General features: G+C 52.6%; 19 protein-coding genes. 8 read left to right on the top strand and 11 right to left on the bottom strand.

Translation table 11 applies throughout. From position 1 onward, the window contains the following. Positions 1-4 precede the first annotated feature (4 nt). From cdsA to rpsB, 7 genes are all read right to left on the bottom strand, one after another. On the bottom strand, positions 5-862 hold the full coding sequence (cdsA, locus tag IP582_RS04170) for a phosphatidate cytidylyltransferase (RefSeq protein ID WP_193795159.1): 858 nt from the start codon (positions 860-862) through the stop codon (positions 5-7). A 12-nt stretch (positions 863-874) separates the two neighbouring features. Continuing rightward, entirely contained in the window at positions 875-1633 is a 759-nt protein-coding gene (gene ispU / locus IP582_RS04165) for a (2E,6E)-farnesyl-diphosphate-specific ditrans,polycis-undecaprenyl-diphosphate synthase (RefSeq protein WP_039078437.1), read from the bottom strand. Between the two features lie 183 nt (positions 1634-1816). After that, positions 1817-3016 (bottom strand): 1-deoxy-D-xylulose-5-phosphate reductoisomerase, encoded by a 1200-nt coding sequence (ispC, locus tag IP582_RS04160; RefSeq protein ID WP_193795158.1) that lies wholly within the window; start codon positions 3014-3016, stop codon positions 1817-1819. A gap of 95 nt (positions 3017-3111) precedes the next feature. Then, positions 3112-3669, bottom strand: coding sequence for a ribosome recycling factor (gene frr / locus IP582_RS04155; RefSeq protein WP_039078435.1), 558 nt, complete (start codon positions 3667-3669; stop codon positions 3112-3114). Positions 3670-3821: 152 nt separating this feature from the next. Further along, the gene (gene pyrH, locus IP582_RS04150; RefSeq protein ID WP_039078434.1) at positions 3822-4547 is read right to left on the bottom strand and encodes a UMP kinase; all 726 of its coding nucleotides are present in this window, start codon (positions 4545-4547) and stop codon (positions 3822-3824) included. A gap of 146 nt (positions 4548-4693) precedes the next feature. Next, the gene (gene tsf / locus IP582_RS04145) at positions 4694-5545 is read right to left on the bottom strand and encodes a translation elongation factor Ts (RefSeq protein WP_039078433.1); all 852 of its coding nucleotides are present in this window, start codon (positions 5543-5545) and stop codon (positions 4694-4696) included. A 139-nt stretch (positions 5546-5684) separates the two neighbouring features. Then, the gene (gene rpsB, locus IP582_RS04140) at positions 5685-6410 is read right to left on the bottom strand and encodes a 30S ribosomal protein S2 (protein ID WP_039078432.1); all 726 of its coding nucleotides are present in this window, start codon (positions 6408-6410) and stop codon (positions 5685-5687) included. A gap of 377 nt (positions 6411-6787) precedes the next feature. Between rpsB and map the strand changes: the two genes are divergently transcribed. The 4 genes from map to IP582_RS04120 all read left to right on the top strand — a co-directional run bounded on the left by map (position 6788) and on the right by IP582_RS04120 (position 11804). Continuing rightward, positions 6788-7579 carry a type I methionyl aminopeptidase gene (map, locus tag IP582_RS04135; RefSeq protein WP_039078431.1) on the top strand — a complete coding sequence of 264 codons (792 nt, stop codon included), beginning with the start codon at positions 6788-6790 and terminating at the stop codon, positions 7577-7579. 183 nt (positions 7580-7762) lie between these two features. Then, positions 7763-10438, top strand: a complete 2676-nt coding sequence (gene glnD / locus IP582_RS04130; RefSeq protein ID WP_039078430.1) for a bifunctional uridylyltransferase/uridylyl-removing protein GlnD — start codon at positions 7763-7765, stop codon at positions 10436-10438. A 30-nt stretch (positions 10439-10468) separates the two neighbouring features. Further along, entirely contained in the window at positions 10469-11293 is an 825-nt protein-coding gene (gene dapD, locus IP582_RS04125) for a 2,3,4,5-tetrahydropyridine-2,6-dicarboxylate N-succinyltransferase (protein WP_193795157.1), read from the top strand. A gap of 121 nt (positions 11294-11414) precedes the next feature. Continuing rightward, positions 11415-11804, top strand: a complete 390-nt coding sequence (locus IP582_RS04120; protein WP_039078428.1) for a DUF3461 family protein — start codon at positions 11415-11417, stop codon at positions 11802-11804. A 100-nt stretch (positions 11805-11904) separates the two neighbouring features. Here the strand turns inward: IP582_RS04120 and cdaR are convergent, their stop codons facing one another. The 3 genes from cdaR to dgt all read right to left on the bottom strand — a co-directional run bounded on the left by cdaR (position 11905) and on the right by dgt (position 16323). Beyond that, the gene (cdaR, locus tag IP582_RS04115) at positions 11905-13062 is read right to left on the bottom strand and encodes a DNA-binding transcriptional regulator CdaR (protein WP_039078427.1); all 1158 of its coding nucleotides are present in this window, start codon (positions 13060-13062) and stop codon (positions 11905-11907) included. A 162-nt stretch (positions 13063-13224) separates the two neighbouring features. Next, entirely contained in the window at positions 13225-14673 is a 1449-nt protein-coding gene (gene degP / locus IP582_RS04110; protein WP_193795156.1) for a serine endoprotease DegP, read from the bottom strand. Positions 14674-14808: 135 nt separating this feature from the next. Next, positions 14809-16323: a dGTPase gene (gene dgt, locus IP582_RS04105; RefSeq protein ID WP_193795155.1), complete on the bottom strand. Its 1515-nt coding sequence runs from the start codon at positions 16321-16323 to the stop codon at positions 14809-14811. Positions 16324-16431: 108 nt separating this feature from the next. Here dgt and mtnN point away from each other — a divergent pair, with 108 nt between their 5' ends. Genes mtnN through IP582_RS04090 form a run of 3 tightly spaced genes read left to right on the top strand, consistent with a single transcriptional unit; the run spans position 16432 to position 18561 of the window. Continuing rightward, positions 16432-17130: a 5'-methylthioadenosine/S-adenosylhomocysteine nucleosidase gene (gene mtnN, locus IP582_RS04100; RefSeq protein ID WP_193795154.1), complete on the top strand. Its 699-nt coding sequence runs from the start codon at positions 16432-16434 to the stop codon at positions 17128-17130. Continuing rightward, on the top strand, positions 17123-17923 hold the full coding sequence (gene btuF, locus IP582_RS04095; protein WP_193795153.1) for a vitamin B12 ABC transporter substrate-binding protein BtuF: 801 nt from the start codon (positions 17123-17125) through the stop codon (positions 17921-17923). Before mtnN ends, btuF begins: the two co-directional genes overlap by 8 nt. A gap of 14 nt (positions 17924-17937) precedes the next feature. Then, positions 17938-18561, top strand: a complete 624-nt coding sequence (locus tag IP582_RS04090; RefSeq protein WP_039078422.1) for a TRIC cation channel family protein — start codon at positions 17938-17940, stop codon at positions 18559-18561. A 49-nt stretch (positions 18562-18610) separates the two neighbouring features. Here IP582_RS04090 and erpA read toward each other — a convergent pair whose 3' ends face one another. Continuing rightward, a complete protein-coding gene (gene erpA / locus IP582_RS04085; RefSeq protein WP_039078421.1) occupies positions 18611-18955 on the bottom strand; it encodes an iron-sulfur cluster insertion protein ErpA in 345 nt (114 codons plus the stop codon). Between the two features lie 193 nt (positions 18956-19148). On the opposite strand from erpA, the gene hemL reads away from it, so the two are divergent. Next, positions 19149-20429, top strand: coding sequence for a glutamate-1-semialdehyde 2,1-aminomutase (gene hemL / locus IP582_RS04080; RefSeq protein ID WP_193795152.1), 1281 nt, complete (start codon positions 19149-19151; stop codon positions 20427-20429). Positions 20430-20555 lie beyond the last annotated feature (126 nt).

The raw sequence follows: 20555 nt of genomic DNA, 5'->3' as shown, positions 1-20555 counted from the left end.
TCCGTTAAATCGTCCTGAAAACCAGTAACAGCAGACAGGCAAATACAGGAACCGCCGCCGTCAGGCTGTCGATGCGGTCAAGTATACCACCGTGACCGGGGATTAAATGACCACTGTCTTTAATACCGGCTTCACGCTTAAACATGCTTTCCGTCAGATCGCCCAGCACCGAGGCCAGCGCCGCGATCACAGAACAGAGTAATAATATTGATGGCGCAACCTCGAGATTTGCCCACGCACCATATCCCCAGGAAATAATTCCTGCGGTAAACAAGCCGCCAATAAAGCCCTGCCAGGTTTTTCCCGGTGACACCTTCGGTGCCAGCTTATGTTTGCCAAACAGTTTGCCAAACATGTACGCACCGGAATCTGCGCCCCATACAAGGATCATGATATACAGCAACCATAACGCCCCGCTGTAGTGATTATCAGCGTAATGCCATGACCGCAGCGCCAGCATACCCCAGAAAAAAGGAATAATTGTGAGAATGCCGAAAATCAACCGTATAGGTTTCGAATTACGCCAAATTGCTGCAGATGCAGGATAACCCAGCACCAGCACCAGAGCGATAACCCACCAGACAAGCGAAGCCCAAAGCGAAACCTCGACGACTGGCTGATGAATATTATGATGGTACTCCGGCAGCATAAACAACATCAGTGCCAACACCAGCCCGCATAATACCGCCAGCCAGACACGCTGTGTCCGTGACGTAAAACCGCTCAGTTGCCCCCATTCCCATGCTGCCAGCATGCAAACGGCAAGCGTAACAATCGCAAAACCCACAGGCGGCAATAAGAACAATGCAGCAATGACAATGGGTATTAATACAAACGCAGAAATCAGGCGATACTTCAGCAAAAGCTACCCCCATCAGGCTTTGTCGCCACCTGGCTCGGTGCCGCCGAAACGACGCTCTCGATTGGCAAAGGCATGCAGCGCACCTTCAAAGTCTTGTTCATCAAAATCGGGCCAAAGAACATCCGTAAAGTAAAGTTCGGCATAGGCAATCTGCCAAAGTAAAAAGTTACTTATGCGATGTTCCCCACCCGTCCTAATCACTAAATCTACAGGTGCCAGTTCATGCATACAGATTTGCTGACTCAGCAAATCTTCATCAATTTGGTCAGGATGCAGTACCCCTTCCTGAACCTGAACGGCCAATTGCCGTACTCCCTGTACGATATCCCAGCGTCCACCATAATTCGCCGCGATATTTAGCGTCAGCCCCGTATTCTGGGCAGTCAACGCTTCCGCTTTACGAATACGCTCTTGCAGACGCGCGTTGAAACGGCTGGTATCACCAATAATCCGCAAACGCACATTATGTCGGTGCAGGCTCTTAACTTCACTGTCCAGCGCCCAGACAAATAATTCCATTAGCGCACTGACTTCTTGCGCTGGACGATTCCAGTTCTCACTACTGAACGCGTAAAGCGTTAACGCATCAATCCCGCTGTTGGCAGCAAAAGAAACGGCACGGCGGACTGATTTCGCACCCGCTCTGTGTCCAAATGCCCGTATCTTTCCTTGTCTTTTCGCCCAGCGACCATTGCCGTCCATAATGATTGCTACATGGCGACAGCCATGTGCTGGCAAATTTTCGCTCATTGGTTGATTCGCAGACAACATAACGCGTTTTAGTCCCTGAAAAGGATTTAGCGGTACTCAGGAATACAAAAGCCTTTACGCAAAAAAGCCGTGTCAACCACGGCTTCCCCTGACAGCCCGACATTAAACAGGCTGATGGATGGCGCAGACTATATCACCGAAGCCCAACGCTAACAAATAGCATGACTGTTAGTGGCTGGATTATCACCAGCTTGCGAAGCGCGTCACTTGTTTTTGCGCTACGTCACGTGCAAGCCGATCTACAGCCAATACATCATCAATACTTTGTGGTTCGCTTAATACCATCTGTTCCAGAACAGACAGATTCAGCGCAGCAATATCCGTAAAACGGATAGCGGAAGCCAGAAATGCTGACACCGTTACCTCATTAGCCGCATTCAGCGCCGTCGTCGCTGCCTGCCCCTGTGCAAACGCATCTATCGCCAGTTTCAGGCAAGGGTAGCGGTCATAATCAGGTGCGGCGAAACTCAACGCGCTCAATTTACAAAAATCGAGGGCATTGGCGCCGGAGGGCACACGTTCAGGCCAGGCCATAGTATGTGCAATCGGTGTACGCATATCCGGTTCACCAAGCTGCGCTAAAACACTGCCGTCCTGATAACGCACCATGGAGTGGATCACCGATTGCGGGTGAATAAGCACTTCCATCTGGCGGGCAGAAGCGTTGAATAACCAGCGCGCTTCAATGTATTCCAGACCTTTGTTCATCATGGTGGCGGAATCAACGGAGATCTTTCTCCCCATCGACCAGTTCGGATGACGACATGCCTGATCCGGCGTCATTGAGGCCAGTTCGGACATAGGCGTTTCACGGAACGGGCCACCAGACCCGGTAAGCAGAATAGACGAAACGCCATTCTGCTCTAAATCAGCGTACCCCAGGTTTTGTTGGATTGTTTCCGGTAAACTCTGAAAAATAGCGTTATGTTCGCTATCCACCGGGAGGAGCTGCGCCCCGCTCTCTTTCACTGCGTCCATAAAAAGACGTCCGCAGGTCACCAGCGACTCTTTATTGGCAAGCAGCACGGTTTTACCCGCGCGGATAGCCGCAAGCGTAGGCACAAGGCCAGCAGCGCCAACAATCGCCGCCATCACCTGGTCGACCTCATCGAGCGCAGCCATCTCACAGGCCGCCTGCTGACCACTCATGACCTGCGTCGGGCAGCCCTGTTGCTGTAATTCAGCTTTTAGCTGACGCGCACTGGCTTCATCGTCCATCACCGCAAAACGCGGGGTGAACTCCAGGCATTGTTCCACCATACGGGTAACATTTTTACCCGCAACCAGGGCAGTAATGGAAAAGCGATCGGGATTGTGGCGAACCACATCGAGCGTGCTGCAACCAATAGAACCTGTTGAGCCCAGAAGGGTTAAATGCTTCATGAAACGCTCACAATATTGTGCAGATTAAAAGCAAAACGCCGCCAGCAAAGCCCCCTTGGCGGCTCTCTGTACGGCGTTTTTCGTCGGTTTTCGAATCAGAACTGCATCAGTTCTGCTTCTTTATCCGCCAGCGCCGCATCGACTTTTTTGATTGCAGCGTCAGTCAGTTTCTGCACGTCTTCCTGAGAACGACGGTCATCATCTTCACTGATTTCTTTATCTTTCAGCAGCGCTTTGACTTTATCGTTCGCATCACGACGTACGTTACGAACAGCAACGCGCGCTTGTTCAGCTTCGCCACGAACAATTTTGGTCAGGTCTTTACGACGTTCTTCAGTCAGCGGCGGCAGCGGAACACGAATGTCGGTCCCGGCGGAGCTTGGGTTCAGACCGAGGTCGGACGCCATAATGGCTTTCTCAACGGCCGGGCCCATAGAACGATCGAACACGTTGATTTTCAGCGTACGGGAGTCTTCTACCGTTACGTTCGCCAGCTGGCGCAGCGGCGTCGGAGTACCGTAATACTCAACGACGATACCATCCAGAAGGCTCGGGGAAGCACGGCCAGTGCGCACTTTGCTGATTTGGGTTTTGAATGATTCTACGCATTTTTCCATGCGCACTTCAGCATCTTTTCTGATATCGCTAATCACGTTACGAATCCTTGAAATCTTGTCTCAGGCAAACCATACACCACTTGAGTGGTTAGTATAGTCTCGTTCAGTACAAGGCACCGTGAAGATGCCCGACAGAACTGCTAAATAAATTAAGGCGGAATCTTACCCTTATTTGTTGCTTACGGGAATTATTCCGTAATCAAAGTGCCTTCATTTTCGCCCATTACCACACGACGCAACGCGCCCGGCTTGTTCATGTTGAACACGCGGATAGGTAATTTATGGTCGCGGGCCAGGGTAAAGGCGGCAAGATCCATTACTTTCAGTTCTTTATCAAGAACTTCGGTATAACTGAGCTGATCGTACATGGTCGCAGCCGGATCTTTTGCCGGATCGGCAGTAAACACGCCATCAACCTTGGTGGCTTTCAGTACGACATCCGCTTCTATCTCAATGCCGCGCAGGCAGGCAGCGGAATCAGTCGTAAAGAACGGGTTACCCGTACCGGCACTAAAGATCACAACACGATTGTTACGCAGCAGACTGATCGCCTCAGCCCAGCTGTAATTGTCACACACACCGTTCAGCGGAAATGCGGACATCAGGCGGGCATTCACATAGGCGCGATGCAGCGCGTCGCGCATTGCCAGGCCATTCATGACCGTAGCCAGCATGCCCATGTGGTCACCCACCACGCGGTTCATACCCGCTTTCGCCAGGCCAGCCCCACGGAACAAGTTACCGCCACCAATTACCACCCCAACCTGAACACCCAGTTCAACAAGTTCTTTGATTTCTTGCGCCATGCGGTCAAGGATGCTTGCATCAATACCGAAACCTTCGGAACCCTGCAGGGCTTCGCCGCTCAGCTTAAGCAGAATGCGTTTATAGACGGGTTTTGCATTGGTAGCCATGTTTCTTTCCTGAGACTGTCAACAATTAGACGGGTTTAAATCCGGCGATATGATACGTCGCCTGTCAGCGCAAACACTATAGCGATTGGCTGATTTTACTCTGACGGGAACAAAAAGAAGCCGCCCTCAGGCGGCTGCTTTAATAATTAAGACTGCTTGGACATTGCAGCAACTTCTGCTGCGAAGTCAGTCTCAACTTTCTCGATACCTTCGCCCACTTCGAAGCGGATGAAGTTAGTCACATCAGCGCCCTGCTCTTTCAGCAGTTGGCCAACGGTTTTGCTCGGATCCATAACGAAAGGCTGACCCGTCAGAGAAACTTCGCCGGTGAATTTCTTCATGCGGCCTTCAACCATTTTCTCAGCGATTTCCTTCGGTTTGCCAGACTGCATGGCGATGTCCAACTGAACCTGGTACTCTTTTTCTACCACTTCAGCAGACACATCTTCCGGCTTAACGAATTCTGGTTTGCTTGCAGCGATGTGCATAGCCAGCTGTTTAACCAGCTCTTCGTCTGCGCCTTTAGCCGCAACCAGAACACCGATACGTGCGCCGTGCAGGTAAGAACCCAGCACTTCGCCTTCCAGGGAAGCAACACGACGGATGTTGATGTTCTCACCGATTTTAGCAACCAGCGCTACACGTTCTTCTTCGAACTGTGCTTTCAGAACTTCAACGTCAGTGATTTTGCCTGCAACAGCTGCGTCCAGAACTTTGTTAGCAAATGCCTGGAAACCACCGTCTTTCGCAACGAAGTCAGTCTGGCAGTTAACTTCCAGAATGATACCGTAGGTGCCGTCGATCTTGGTGATGATCACGCCGTCAGCAGCAACGTTGCCTGCTTTTTTCGCAGCTTTGATTGCACCAGATTTACGCATGTTTTCGATTGCCAGCTCGATGTCGCCGTTAGCTTCAGTCAGTGCTTTTTTGCAATCCATCATGCCTGCGCCAGTACGTTCACGCAGCTCTTTTACCAGGGATGCGGTAATTTCAGCCATTCTTTATTCCTCGGGAGAATTTGACCTGCCCGGTTCGAAGAACCGCACAGATATGAAAGTAAAAAAGGGGCCTGAGACAGGCCCCCTAACCAAACTTGTAACTACCTGGTTAATAAGGGCTCTAAAAGAGCAAACCTTATTATTCAGCTTCTACGAAGCTTTCTTCCGCTTGGGTAGCCAGATCCTGAGAACGGCCTTCACGGACGGTCGCAGCAACAGCATTCAGGTACAGGGTCACAGCACGGATTGCATCGTCGTTACCCGGGATAACGAAATCAACGCCATCTGGATCAGAGTTGGTATCAACGATAGAGAATACCGGGATACCCAGGTTGTTCGCTTCTTTGATAGCAATGTGCTCATGGTCAGCATCGATAACGAACAGTGCGTCCGGCAGGCCGCCCATGTCTTTGATACCGCCCAGGCTGTTTTCCAGTTTCTCAAGCTCACGAGTACGCATCAGCGCTTCTTTCTTGGTCAGCTTGTCGAAAGTACCGTCCTGAGACTGAGTTTCCAGGTCTTTCAGACGTTTGATGGACTGACGAACGGTTTTCCAGTTAGTCAGCATGCCGCCCAACCAGCGATGGTTCACGAAGAACTGATCGCAGCTGTTTGCAGCTTCTTTTACCGCTTCGCTTGCAGCGCGTTTAGTACCAACGAAAAGGATTTTACCTTTACGAGAAGAGATCTTGTTCAGTTCAGCCAGAGCTTCGTTGAACATCGGTACAGTTTTCTCAAGGTTGATGATGTGAACTTTGTTACGCGCGCCGAAGATGAAAGGCTTCATTTTCGGGTTCCAGTAACGGGTCTGGTGACCGAAGTGAACACCAGCCTTGAGCATGTCGCGCATGGAAACAGTTGCCATGGTAAAAACCTCTATAGATAAAGTTGGGGTTAAGCCTCCACGTATCCCATATTACCGACCCCGAAGGGCACCCCGGAATATGTGCCGATACGTGTGTGTTATTACACAAAGTGAGATTTGGTCGCCTCAGTTCCGAAGAGGAACGGAAGTCCGGCGCGCTTTATACCATAAACAGGCGTCAGACTCCAATAATTGTTGGCGTTACGCACGGTACTGAACGATGAATTTCCTGTTACAGGAGGCATTGCAGTACACGGGCGGCACGAAAGACGAAGTTCAGAATGATTCTCAATTTGGCACAGGACTCGTCAGACTGTTACCATTGACAGTACTTAGACTAGTATTGTCGAAAAATTCGACGCTGATGGACAGAATTCATGGCTATCTCAATAAAGACTCCAGAAGAAATTGAAAAAATGCGCATCGCCGGCCGTCTCGCCGCCGAAGTGCTGGAAATGATCGAGCCGTACATTAAGCCCGGCGTAAGCACCGGTGAGCTGGATCGTATCTGTAATGACTATATCGTTAACGAACAGCACGCCATCTCCGCCTGCCTTGGCTATCACGGCTTCCCGAAATCCGTTTGCATCTCTATTAATGAAGTGGTTTGTCACGGCATTCCGGACGACGAAAAACAGCTCAAAGATGGCGATATCGTCAACATCGACGTGACGGTGATTAAAGATGAGTACCATGGCGATACGTCGAAAATGTTTATCGTCGGCAAACCCACTATTTTGGGCGAGCGTCTGTGCCGTATCACTCAGGAGAGCCTCTATCTGGCGCTGAGAATGGTGAAACCTGGCATCCGTCTGCGTACCCTCGGTGCTGCCATTCAGAAATTCGTGGAAGCGGAAGGTTTCTCTGTCGTCCGTGAATATTGCGGCCACGGTATTGGTCGCGTTTTCCACGAAGAGCCGCAGGTGCTGCACTACGATGCGGATGACGGTGGCGTAGTGCTGCAGGCCGGTATGACCTTCACCATTGAACCGATGGTGAACGCAGGCGATTACCGTATTCGTACCATGAAAGATGGCTGGACGGTAAAAACCAAAGACCGCAGCCTTTCCGCACAATACGAGCACACGATTGTGGTTACCGACACAGGGTGCGAAATTCTCACCCTGCGTAAAGATGACACTATCGACGCTGTGTTAACCGCCGCTTGATAGTATTTAACGGTCCGCGTCGCGGGCCGTTGTTTTCTCCCCCCGCCCCGCTCTACGTCATAGATATAAACGACTTTTCATTTCTCGTTATCTCTTCTAATTTGTCGCATATGTCTTCGCATCCCGAACGCTCTCTGGTTCGGCTATGTCGCGTCCTGCCTTCAACTTATGGGTGGCCTGTTAATGAGCAATACATTTTCTGAACAATTCATCAGTACGGTGAAACCCACCCTTCCGGGCCAACCGGACTATCCCGGGAACTGGCCACAGGACGAACTGAATTGCGCCGCCATCAAGGCGCATATCGATACATTTCAGCAATGGCTGGGGCATGTTTTTGACGCCGGCCTTTCTGCCGAACAACTGATAGAAGCCCGCACTGAATTTATCGATCAGCTCCTGCAACGCCTGTGGCTGGAGTATGGTTTCGGCGACATCGGCGATACCGCGCTGGTTGCCGTGGGGGGCTACGGTCGCGGTGAACTGCACCCGCTGTCGGATATCGACCTCCTTATTTTGAGCCGCACGAAATTGCCTGACGAGCAGGCACAAAAAATCGGTGAACTGCTCACGCTCTTATGGGATGTGAAGCTGGAAGTCGGCCACAGCGTGCGTACGCTAAGCGAGTGTCTACAGGAAGGGCTTTCCGATTTAACGGTCGCCACCAACCTGATTGAATCCCGCCTGTTAATTGGCGATGTTGCCCTGTTTCTTGAACTGCAAAAGCATATTTTCAGCGAAGATTTCTGGCCATCGGAAAAATTCTTCCCGGCAAAAGTGGCCGAACAAAATGAGCGCCACCAGCGTTATCACGGCACCAGCTACAATCTGGAGCCCGATATCAAAAGCAGCCCTGGCGGCCTGCGCGATATCCACACCCTGCAATGGGTCGCACGTCGCCACTTTGGCGCAACGTCCCTGGATGAGATGGTTGGGTTTGGCTTTTTAACCGAAGCCGAACGCAACGAACTTAACGAGTGTTTGCACCTGCTCTGGCGTATTCGCTTCGCCCTGCACCTTGAACTCAACCGCTATGACAACCGTCTGCTATTTGACCGCCAGCTCAGCGTTGCTCAACGCCTGAATTACGTCGGTGAGGGGAATCAACCGGTCGAGCATATGATGAAGGATTTCTTCCGCGTCACTCGTCGCGTGACCGAACTGAACCATATGCTGTTACAGCTCTTTGATGAAGCGATTTTGGCGCTCACAGAAGATGAAAAGCCGCGCGCCATTGATGATGAATTCCAACTACGCGGCACGCTGATTGACCTGCGCGATGACAATCTGTTTATCCGCGAGCCGCAGGCCATCCTGCGTATGTTCTACATCATGGTGCGTAACAGCAGTATCACCGGTATCTATTCGACCACCTTGCGCCATCTGCGCCATGCGCGACGCCACCTGACGCAGCCGCTGTGCTATATCCCCGAAGCGCGGTCAATATTTCTCAGCATGCTCCGCCATCCCGGAGCCGTGAAGCGTGGCCTGCTGCCAATGCATCGCCATAGCGTTTTATGGGCCTATATGCCGCAGTGGTCGCACATTGTCGGGCAAATGCAGTTCGACCTGTTCCATGCCTATACCGTAGACGAGCACACCATCCGGGTAATGCTGAAACTGGAAAGTTTCGCCAGTGAAGAGACGCGTCAGCGCCATCCGCTTTGCGTGGAACTGTGGCCGCGCCTGACGCATCCCGAGCTTATCCTGATCGCGGCGTTGTTCCACGATATCGCCAAAGGACGCGGGGGCGACCACTCCGTGCTTGGCGCACAGGATGTGCTGAAATTCGCCGAATTACACGGCCTCAACTCCAGGGAAACACAACTGGTTGCCTGGCTGGTGCGCCACCACTTGCTGATGTCTGTCACCGCACAGCGCCGTGATATCCAGGATCCGGAGGTGATCAAACAGTTCGCCGAAGAAGTGCAAACAGAAAACCGTCTGCGCTTCCTGGTGTGTCTGACAGTGGCTGATATTTGCGCCACCAATGAAACCCTGTGGAATAGCTGGAAGCAAAGCCTGCTACGCGAACTCTATTTCGCCACGGAAAAACAATTGCGTCGCGGTATGCAAAACACGCCGGATATGCGCGAACGCGTACGGCACCATCAGCTCCAGGCGCTGGCGCTGCTGCGTATGGACAATATAAATGAAGAGCAACTGCATCAGATTTGGGGACGCTGTCGCGCCAACTACTTCGTCCGCCACAGTCCAAACCAGCTTGCCTGGCACGCGCGGCATCTGTTGCAACACGACCTGAGTAAGCCATTGATCCTGCTCAGCCCGCAGGCCACGCGCGGCGGTACCGAGATTTTTATCTGGAGTCCGGACAGGCCTTATTTGTTTGCCGCCGTCTGCGCCGAGCTGGACCGGCGCAACCTGAGCGTGCACGACGCACAGATTTTCACAACCCGTGATGGCATGGCGATGGATACATTTATCGTCCTGGAACCAGACGGTAGCCCGCTGTCGCCGGATCGTCATGACGCCATCGGCTTTGGCCTGGAACAGGCGATAACACAGCCCAGTTGGCAGGCACCGCAGCCGCGTCGTCAACCGGCCAAGTTGCGCCACTTTACCGTCGATACGGAAGTGAATTTCCTGCCGACGCATACAGACCGAAAAAGTTTCCTGGAGCTCATCGCGCTGGATCAGCCAGGGCTGCTGGCCCGCGTGGGCAAAGTGTTTGCGGACCTTGGTATTTCGCTGCACGGGGCGAGAATTACGACAATTGGTGAGCGAGTAGAAGATTTATTTATAATCGCGACTGCCGACCGGCGTGGCCTTAATAATGAGCTGCAAAAGGAGGTACAACAACGGTTGACAGAGGCCCTCAATCCAAACGATAAAGGGTGACGTGTTTTTTTATATGGAAAGAGTTTAACAATGCAGCAGTTACAGAACGTTATTGAAGCCGCTTTCGAGCGTCGCGCAGAGATCACTCCGGCAAACGCAGATACCGTTACCCGTGAAGCGGTTAACCAGGTTATTGCCCTGTTAGATTCCGGCGCGCTGCGCGTCGCAGAGAAAATTGATGGTCAGTGGGTCACTCACCAATGGCTGAAGAAAGCCGTACTGCTCTCTTTCCGCATTAACGATAATAAAGTTATCGAAGGTGCGGAAAGCCGCTACTTCGATAAGGTACCGATGAAGTTCGCCGACTACGACGAAGCGCGTTTCCAGAAAGAAGGCTTCCGCGTCGTGCCACCCGCGGCGGTGCGTCAGGGTGCGTTCATTGCCCGTAACACCGTGCTGATGCCGTCTTATGTGAATATCGGCGCTTACGTCGACGAAGGCACCATGGTCGATACATGGGCGACTGTCGGTTCATGCGCGCAGATCGGTAAAAACGTTCACCTCTCTGGCGGTGTCGGGATTGGTGGTGTTCTGGAGCCATTACAGGCGAATCCGACCATTATCGAAGATAATTGCTTTATCGGCGCACGTTCCGAGGTAGTAGAAGGTGTTATCGTTGAAGAAGGTTCCGTGATCTCCATGGGCGTGTACATTGGACAGAGTACACGTATTTATGACCGCGAAACGGGCGAAGTTCACTATGGCCGCGTACCAGCGGGTTCCGTTGTTGTTTCAGGCAACCTGCAGTCTAAAGACGGTAAATACAGCCTGTACTGCGCTGTCATCGTGAAAAAAGTCGATGCCAAAACGCGTGGTAAAGTCGGCATCAACGAACTGCTGCGCACCATCGACTAAGTCATACCCTCTCCTGATTCGGGAGAGGGTGACATATCCCGCCTTTTTTGCATTTCCAGGTGGCGAAAATAGATTTTTTCGTTAATTATTCATAGGTTATGTTGAGCTTAAGGGTACCGCTATGTACGATAATCTGAAAAGTTTAGGCATCACCAATCCTGATGAAATCGATCGCTACAGCCTTCGTCAGGAAGCAAACAACGACATTCTGAAAATCTATTTCCACAAGGACAAAGGCGAGTTTTTTGCGAAAAGCGTAAAGTTTAAATATCCTCGTCAGCGCAAAACGGTGGTCGCGGATGGTATCGGTCAGGGATACAAAGAGGTGCAGGAGATCAGTCCAAACCTGCGCTACGTGATCGACGAGTTAGATCAAATCTGTCAGCGTGATCGGACAGATGTGGATCTGAAACGGAAGATCCTGGACGATCTCCGCCATCTGGAAAGCGTTGTCGCGAATAAGATCAGCGAAATTGAATCCGATCTGGAAAAACTGACGCGCAATAAATAATGAGGGAATGACGCATTCTGATGCCCTCACCCCGTCCCTCTCCTGGCTGGAAAGGGCGCAAACACTAAAAAGGCAACCCAGGTTGCCTTTTTGCTTTCATTTACCGCTGTTCATCCAGTTGCAGCGCCACATAGAGCAGCAACCTGTCGTCAAAGTTCCCCAGATCCAACCCGGTGAGTTCAGAAATACGGTTCAGACGATATTCCAGCGTATTGCGATGAATAAATAACGCCTTTGACGTCGCCAGCGGCTGAACATTGTGGCGGAACCATGCGGAAAGCGTACGGCGCAAAAGACCATTATTATCCATCGCTTTAAGACGCTGCAGCGGGCGGGAAAGCTCATTCGCCTGCCAGCCGCCGCGTAAACTGTCAAGCAGCACTGGCAGCATCAAATCCTGATAGAAGTAACTACGGCTTTCCGGCATGCGCTGTTTCCCCACCATCATAGTGGTGCGCGCAGTACGGTAGGAACGAGCGATACTGCCCGGCCCGGTAAAGTAGTTACCCAGCGCAACGCGAAAACGCAACTGACCGTTCTCTTTCATGCGCTGAATCAGTTGTTCAACGCGCTTACGATGATCTTCGGCATCCCAGCGACCAAACTGATTCAGTGCCGGTTTAAGCACCACCATTTCGGTCAACGAGACAATCGCAATAAGGTTGTTACGCTCAGGCGTGGTCAGGGCATTTTGCAATTGTTGGAGTTCCGCCATCGCGCTGTCCACCCCCAACTGCCCGCTATCGACCTCCACCACGGCAACCACACGCGGCTGATTTAAATCGATACCCAGACGCTGTGCCCACTCGGTAAGTGCTGGGGTATGCTCTTCTGCCTGAATCAGGTTCATTACCAGCTCTTCACGCAGACGACTGTCCTGAGCCAGCAGGTGCATCAGCCGGGATTGTTCCAGCATCATTTCGGCGGTCATACACACCAGCTCGCCATATTTGCGCAACGACTCAGGCTCACCCGTCAGGCCAATAACGCCGACGATTTCCCCTTCCAGACGCAACGGCAAGTTGATGCCCTGACGGACCCCATGAAGGTGACGGGCCACCGCATCATCGATATCCACCACGCGCCCTTGCGCCAGCACAAGCAACGCGCCTTCGTGCAATTCCCCAATTCGCTCGCGATCGCCGCTACCAATAATGCGGCCACGAGCATCCATCACGTTAATGTTTGTATCTATGATGCGCATAGTGCGCGCCACGATATCCTGCGCCATTTTAGTATCAAGATGCCAGCCAGCCATGTAACCCTCCCGTGAGCAGAGCACAAGCATATGGGAGATAATTACGGTGCGCACTGTGCAAATGCACAAAGCAGGCGGTGGAAGTATGGAGTTGTGGAAGGCCTCACAAAATCTGAGGAGAGCGCCCTCTTCTCCGCGATGGAAGAAGAGGGCTTAAGCGGGTTACTGCATCAGCAGATAGATTGAAGTATCACCACGCTGAATATTCAAAGCAAGGACCGAAGGCTTGCTGTCGATGATTTTGCGCAACTCGCCAAGGTTTTTCACCGGTTGCTGGTTAGCCCCCACGATGATATCCCCTTTCTTAAGACCAATGCGCGCAGCAGGCGTGTTGGCTTTCACCACGTTCACGACAACGCCCTCATCTTTACCATTGTTGCTCATTTCAGCGCCTTCAATGCCGCTGAAAATATTGCCGGACTCGACCTGATTCTGGCTGCTCTGCTGCAGTTCAAGGCTCACATTCACCGGTTTACCGTCGCGAACCAGACCCAGTTGCACTTTGCTGCCGATAGGCATAGAACCCACTTCCGCACGCAGGGCGGCGAAGCTGCTGATCGGTTTGCCATTCAGCGAAGTAATCACATCACCGGCTTTCACACCTGCTTTCGCAGCCGCAGAATTTGGCATGACCTGGCTGACAAAGGCACCGCGCTGAGCATCGACTTTCATCGCTTTCGCCAGCTCAGAGTTCAGTTCAGTACCCATGATTCCCAGCTCGCCACGACGTACCTGGCCATACTGCACCATCTGCGCCGTCAGGTTTTTCACCATATTACTTGGGATAGCAAAGCCGATACCGATGTTGCCGCCATCCGGAGCGAGGATGGCGGTATTGATACCGATCAGTTCACCATTCAGGTTAACCAGCGCACCGCCGGAGTTACCCCGGTTGATCGCCGCATCGGTCTGGATAAAGTTTTCATAGTTTTCCGCATTCAGGCCGCTGCGACCCAGCGCAGAGACAATACCTGAGGTCACGGTTTCACCCAGGCCAAACGGGTTACCGATAGCCACGGTATAATCACCGACGCGCAGAGCGTCAGAGTCAGCCAGCTTAATAGCCGTCAGGTTTTTCGGATCCTGAATTTGCACCAGTGCGATATCGGAACGCGGGTCTTTACCAACGATTTTGGCATCGAATTTACGTCCATCGCTCAACTGAACTTTAATAGAGGTCGCATTATCCACCACGTGGTTGTTTGTCACGACATAGCCTTTAGCCGCGTCAATGATGACACCGGAACCCAGGGCCATAAATTTCTGTTGCTGAGTGCCATCACCCCCGGGGCCACCTTGTCCGCCCGGAGCACCACCGCCCTGACAGAAAGGCGAACTCTGGAAGGGAGAACCGTCCTGGCAGAACGGGGAATTATCACCGAAGAACTGCTGGAAATTACGCGGCATACGCGGCGTATTAACCGTGGTGCTGCCTTCTACGTTAATACTTACAACGGATGGCATGACCTGTTCCAGCATGGGCGCCAGGCTTGGCATCTGCTGCGAAGTCGACACCGATGAGGCGGTTTCAGCAGCCATCACGGAAACAGGGGACAGCGCCAGGCTTAACGCCAACGCCAGTGCACTCATTGCTAAAGTCGTTTTTTTCATGTCTCTCAATCTCTTTACTGGTAACGCAAACGGCTGTGTATGTATCACTCAGAGTCGCTTTATAGCGTGAAGTTCCGGGATTAAGTTTTTGGAAAAAGTAAAAATTTATTGTCCGTCTTTACAATTCCCAACCGATTATTCCACCGCCATCAAGCGGCGGTATTCATCCCATGCATATAAATCTGTCATTCCGCTGATATAGTCCTGGATGAGCCGACAACGGTGATAATATTCCATTATCGCGAAGTCGCTCCCTTCCGGGGATAATTTGCTCACGGCTTCAACGTAAGCCAGTCGATGGCGCGTTGATAACTTCTGGAACAAGCGTGATTCAATCGGCAAACGTCGCACGCGATCTTTTTCCACAAGCTCTGAAAAATCCGCCAGCGATAATTGCAATAGCGGACGATAAATCTCCAGAAGCCCACTGATTACGCGATATCCCTGTAACTCCAGTTGTTCAACATCGGGATGACTAAACACCTCTTTAATGGCGACATTTTTATAAAGTTCAAGGAGCTGGCTATAATCGCTGTCATCTTCCAGCAGGGCGTGATTGAATTCTCCGCTGAATATTTGCGGTAGGTTTTCAATAAATCGCTGCGCGGCATAAGGCACAAGTTTATTTAAGGTATTTACACGTAAATACATAAAGAACTGATCTTCGGCGCTGCGGCTTAATGAATTTGCGCGGGATTTCTCCCAGGCGTTCTCCACTACCTGAGAGAACAACGAACCTTTACTGTGTTCACCCCAGGCGTCATAGAGATGCTGATAGAGTTGCTCTGCGGTAAAAATGCGCTTTTCCACCGCATCTTCAAGGTCAGCTACGCAATAGGAAATATCATCAGCGGCTTCCATTATCCAGGTCAGAGGGAAACGACTGTAAGTATCGAGCTCAAGTTCTTTACGCAGCCGGGCGACATACGTCTCTTCGGAAAAATAAAAACCCGGCTTTTTCATTAAATAACTGTGGGTGGATGGCGGTGGACCACTCCACCAGGCAGGCCGGGTATATTTTAAAATACAGCCCACCTGTGCCCAGGTCAGATTCATGCGCATCAGGGTGTGAACCAGACGAATACCCTGCGCATTTCCTTCAAAATGGCTGAGATCCTGGCGCACCTTACGGCGTAGCGCATTGAGAGCGTCTTCCCCCTCCCGCAGACGCAGCGCCACCACTTCGCAGCGATCGTCCGTCAGTGGCTGGCTGGCAGCATCCTCTGGCGCCAGGCGCTGACGAAACCAGTCATTGATTGCCGCCTCGCCAAAATGACCAAATGGCGGATTACCAATGTCGTGCATCAGGCACGCCATCTCAACAATGCTTTCAAAAGGCCCGGTAAGTTCATCCAGGCCATAGGTTTCAAGCAGACGAAGCTCTTTCAGGCGGCTTAACACCTCTTTGGCGATGTAACGCCCAACCTGCTGCACTTCCAGCGAATGGGTCAACCGCGTGCGCACCGCCGCGTTACGTTCCAGGGGGAAGACCTGCGTTTTTTGCTGCAGACGGCGAATCGCCGCCGAGTTGATTATCCGCCCGCGATCGCTTTCAAAAATGCGCAGGATTTCGCGCTCAGTTTTCACGCCTTGTGGCGAACGGTAGCGACGATGCCAGTTTATTTTTTTGCGAAAATCGATCTCAGCCATTTCCTCTCCTGTCAGCGAGGCGTCACGGGGTATCATGCAATTGTGTATGCCATGATAGACTATGCCCTGTAAACGTATCCCTGTCTTATCACATTAGCGAGTATCTCCATGAAAATTGGCATTATTGGTGCAATGGAAGAAGAAGTTACGCTGTTGCGTGACAAAATCGAAAATCGTCAGACGCTGACCATTGGCGGCTGTGAAATTTACACCGGTACGCTGAATGGTACAGAAGTCGCCCTGCTGAAATCTGGCATCGGCAAAGTGGCCGCCGCAATGGGCGCAACACTGCTGCTGGAACGCTGCAAGCCGGATGTGATTATCAATACAGGTTCCGCTGGTGGTCTGGCGCCAACCCTGAAAGTCGGCGATATCGTGGTCTCTGACGAAGCACGCTATCACGACGCAGACGTCACAGCATTTGGCTACGAGTTCGGCCAGTTGCCCGGTTGCCCGGCTGGCTTTAAAGCAGATGAAAAACTGGTTACTGCGGCAGAAAGCTGCATTAAACAGCTCAATCTGAACGCGGTTCGCGGTCTGATTGTCAGCGGTGATGCCTTTATTAACGGCTCCGTGGGTCTGGCCAAAATTCGCCATAACTTCCCGCAAGCCGTAGCCGTTGAAATGGAAGCAACCGCCATTGCGCATGTCTGCCATAACTTTGGTGTACCCTTTGTGGTGGTGCGCGCCATCTCCGACGTGGCCGACCAGCAATCCCACCTGAGCTTTGATGAGTTCCTCGTGGTTGCCGCAAAACAGTCCAGCCTGATGGTTGAGACACTGGTGCAGAACCTGGCACGTGGCTAAACATCTGTTCAGGGCGCTGGCCGCCCTGCTTATTTTTGCTTCGGCGTGGCTTAGCGCCGCGCCGCGCGTGATCTCCCTCTCTCCTGCGAATACGGAAATGGCCTTTGCCGCTGGCATCACGCCTGTGGGCGTCAGCAGCTATTCAGACTTTCCTCCTGAGGCGAAAAAAATCGAGCAGGTTGCCACCTGGCAAGGGCTGAACATCGAGCGGATTGTGGCGTTAAAACCCGACGTCGTCCTCGCCTGGCGCGGCGGCAATGCGGAACGTCAGGTCGATCAACTGGAACGGTTGGGTATCAAGGTGCTGTGGCTGGATTCGGTAACCATCGAACAAGTCGCAGAATCTTTAGCCGGGCTCGCACAATACAGCCCACACCCCAAACAAGCACAGCAGGCATCAACTGAGCTGCTGGCCCAGTATCAGGCGCTGAAAAAACAGTATGCCGGGCAGACGAAAAAACGGGTGTTTCTGCAGTTTGGCGGAGAACCGCTTTTCACCAGCGGTAAAGGCTCGCTGCAAAACGAAGTGCTGGAACTGTGCGGGGGCGAGAATATCTTTGCCGCCAGCCGGGTTCCCTGGCCCCAGGTGAGTCGTGAGCAAGTGCTGGCGCGCGAGCCCCATGCGATCGTGGTAGCAGGAAATGTGAGCGAAATTCCTAAAATCGAACAATTCTGGCACAAACAGCTCGATATTCCGGTCATTCCGCTAACCAGCGACTGGTTTGAGCGCGCCGGTCCGCGTATTATCCTCGCCGCTCAACAACTCTGCCCTGCCCTGGCGCAGGTGAAATAACCGGGGATTAAACCATGCTCGTCTACTGGCTGGATATTGTCGGTACCGCTGTTTTTGCCATCTCAGGTGTGCTGCTTGCCGGAAAACTCCGGATGGATCCTTTTGGTGTGCTGGTATTAGGCGTGGTAACCGCCGTCGGTGGCGGCACGATCCGCGATATGGCGCTCGCCCATGGCCCTGTATTCTGGGTGAAAGATCCGACCGACCTGGTGGTGGCAATGGTCACCTGTATGCTGACGATTTTGCTGGTTCGCCAGCCAAGGCGTCTGCCGAAGTGGGTGCTGCCAGTGCTTGATGCCGTCGGGCTGGCCGTGTTTGTCGGTATTGGAGTAAACAAAGCGTTTATGGCTGGCACCGGGCCGCTGGTCGCAACGGGTATGGGGGTGCTGACCGGTGTTGGCGGTGGGATTATTCGAGATGTGCTGGCACGCGAAGTACCGATGATCCTGCGAACGGAAATCTACGCCACTGCTTGTATCATTGGCGGTATTGTCCATTCAACAGCGGCTTACTCTTTTGATGTGCCGCTGGAAAACGCCGCGATGCTTGGAATGGTGGTCACATTGGGCATTCGGCTTGCCGCCATACGCTGGCATCTCAAGCTGCCGACATTCGCGCTGGATGAGAATGGCAGATAGCAAAAAGCCGTGTCACTGACACGGCTTTTTTGTGTCATCCGAACAGGGGTCAGATGCTGAATGAGGATCCGCAACCGCAGGTGCTTGTTGCGTTCGGGTTGGTTACCACAAAACGGGAACCTTCCAGACCTTCGGTATAATCAACCGAACCACCCACCAGATATTGCAGGCTCATAGGGTCAACAACAAGGCCTACGCCCTGTTTCTCAATGGTCATGTCGCCATCGTTGATCTGGTCGTCAAACGTGAAGCCATACTGGAAGCCACTGCAACCGCCGCCCGTAATGTAGACACGCAGTTTCAGGTTCGGATTGTCTTCATCCGCAATCAGGTTTTTCACTTTACTGGCTGCTGCGTCGGTAAACTGCAGCGGCAGCGCTACATCGTCACTCATTTTTCGCTCCCATTCATACTGCGATCTGGGCAAATAATAACCCGATCATTTTGGCTATTATCTATTACCCTGGTTATTCGTTCAAGTATTCTCCCTCTGGGGTGGCTATCCTTTCCGTGCGCAATACTTTTATCCTCCTCCAGGAATCCCTTAGAATAAGCCACATTGTTTTTAACAAACCAGGAACGATTTCATGAGTAAGTCAGAAAACCTCTACAGCGCCGCACGCGAACTTATCCCCGGCGGCGTTAACTCGCCGGTACGCGCCTTCACCGGCGTAGGAGGCACGCCGCTGTTTATTGAGCGCGCTGACGGCGCTTACCTCTATGACGCCGATGGCAAAGCTTACATTGATTACGTCGGCTCCTGGGGTCCGATGGTGCTGGGTCACAACCATCCGGCTATTCGCAATGCGGTAATTGAAGCCACCCAGCGCGGTCTGAGTTTTGGCGCGCCGACCGAGATGGAAGTGAAAATGGCCGAACTGGTGACTCAACTGGTACCGACCATGGATATGGTGCGTATGGTGAACTCGGGTACCGAAGCCACCATGAGTGCGATTCGTCTGGCTCGCGGTTTTACCGGTCGCGACAAAATCATCAAATTTGAAGGCTGCTACCACGGTCACGCAGACTGCCTGCTGGTCAAAGCTGGCTCGGGCGCATTGACGCTGGGTCAGCCAAACTCTCCGGGCGTGCCGGCGGACTTCGCCAAACATACCCTGACCTGCACCTATAACGATCTGTCGAGCGTCCGCGACGCTTTCGAGCAATATCCGCAGGATATCGCCTGTATCATCGTTGAGCCGGTCGCGGGTAACATGAACTGTATTCCGCCGAAAGATGACTTCCTGCCGGGCCTGCGCGCGCTCTGTGATGAGTTCGGCGCGCTGCTGATTATCGACGAAGTGATGACCGGTTTCCGCGTCGCGCTCGCGGGTGCGCAATCTTACTATGATGTCACGCCGGACCTGACTTGCCTGGGTAAAATCATCGGCGGCGGAATGCCGGTGGGTGCATTTGGTGGCCGCCGCGACATTATGGAAGCCCTGGCACCGACCGGCCCGGTCTATCAGGCCGGTACACTTTCCGGCAACCCCATTGCCATGGCCGCTGGTTATGCCTGCCTGACCGAAGTGTCGCAGGTGGGCGTGCATGAAACTCTCAATGATCTGACGGCATTGCTGGCAGATGGCCTGATTGATGCGGCGCGCGGCCAGGGTATTCCACTGGTGGTCAACCACGTAGGCGGCATGTTCGGTCTGTTCTTTACCGATGCGCCGGAAGTGACCTGTTATCAGGATGTGGTGGCCTGCGATGTGGAACGCTTTAAGCGCTTCTTCCATCTGATGCTTGAAGAGGGTGTCTATTTTGCGCCATCAGCTTTCGAAGCAGGTTTTATGTCCATCGCGCATAGCGAAGAAGATATCCGCAATACGGTTGATGCAGCACGCCGCGTGTTTGCGAAGCTGTAATTTCTGACGAGACAGGTGCCGCCTTGCGTGGCACCTGTTCAGTCAGAATCGTATCCCGGATAAGGCGATTGCGCTTCATCCGGGACACGCCCTGGTGGCGCAACGCTTACCGTGGCTACAAATCAG

Origin of the sequence: Citrobacter sp. BDA59-3 (genome assembly GCF_015167655.1) — a bacterium.
Taxonomy (GTDB): Bacteria; Pseudomonadota; Gammaproteobacteria; order Enterobacterales; family Enterobacteriaceae; genus Phytobacter; species Phytobacter diazotrophicus.
This window is presented reverse-complemented; position numbering and strand designations above follow the sequence as displayed.

Coding starts and splice junctions, on each gene's coding strand:
- pyrH (WP_039078434.1), bottom strand. CDS start 4,547: ATGGCTACCAATGCAAAACCCGTCTATAAACGCATTCTGCTTAAGCTG.
- glnD (WP_039078430.1), top strand. CDS start 7,763: ATGAGCAATACATTTTCTGAACAATTCATCAGTACGGTGAAACCCACC.
- IP582_RS04120 (WP_039078428.1), top strand. CDS start 11,415: ATGTACGATAATCTGAAAAGTTTAGGCATCACCAATCCTGATGAAATC.
- IP582_RS04090 (WP_039078422.1), top strand. CDS start 17,938: ATGCTCGTCTACTGGCTGGATATTGTCGGTACCGCTGTTTTTGCCATC.
- cdaR (WP_039078427.1), bottom strand. CDS start 13,062: ATGGCTGGCTGGCATCTTGATACTAAAATGGCGCAGGATATCGTGGCG.
- tsf (WP_039078433.1), bottom strand. CDS start 5,545: ATGGCTGAAATTACCGCATCCCTGGTAAAAGAGCTGCGTGAACGTACT.
- erpA (WP_039078421.1), bottom strand. CDS start 18,955: ATGAGTGACGATGTAGCGCTGCCGCTGCAGTTTACCGACGCAGCAGCC.
- ispC (WP_193795158.1), bottom strand. CDS start 3,016: ATGAAGCATTTAACCCTTCTGGGCTCAACAGGTTCTATTGGTTGCAGC.
- hemL (WP_193795152.1), top strand. CDS start 19,149: ATGAGTAAGTCAGAAAACCTCTACAGCGCCGCACGCGAACTTATCCCC.
- rpsB (WP_039078432.1), bottom strand. CDS start 6,410: ATGGCAACTGTTTCCATGCGCGACATGCTCAAGGCTGGTGTTCACTTC.
- map (WP_039078431.1), top strand. CDS start 6,788: ATGGCTATCTCAATAAAGACTCCAGAAGAAATTGAAAAAATGCGCATC.
- mtnN (WP_193795154.1), top strand. CDS start 16,432: ATGAAAATTGGCATTATTGGTGCAATGGAAGAAGAAGTTACGCTGTTG.
- degP (WP_193795156.1), bottom strand. CDS start 14,673: ATGAAAAAAACGACTTTAGCAATGAGTGCACTGGCGTTGGCGTTAAGC.
- dapD (WP_193795157.1), top strand. CDS start 10,469: ATGCAGCAGTTACAGAACGTTATTGAAGCCGCTTTCGAGCGTCGCGCA.
- ispU (WP_039078437.1), bottom strand. CDS start 1,633: ATGTTGTCTGCGAATCAACCAATGAGCGAAAATTTGCCAGCACATGGC.
- dgt (WP_193795155.1), bottom strand. CDS start 16,323: ATGGCTGAGATCGATTTTCGCAAAAAAATAAACTGGCATCGTCGCTAC.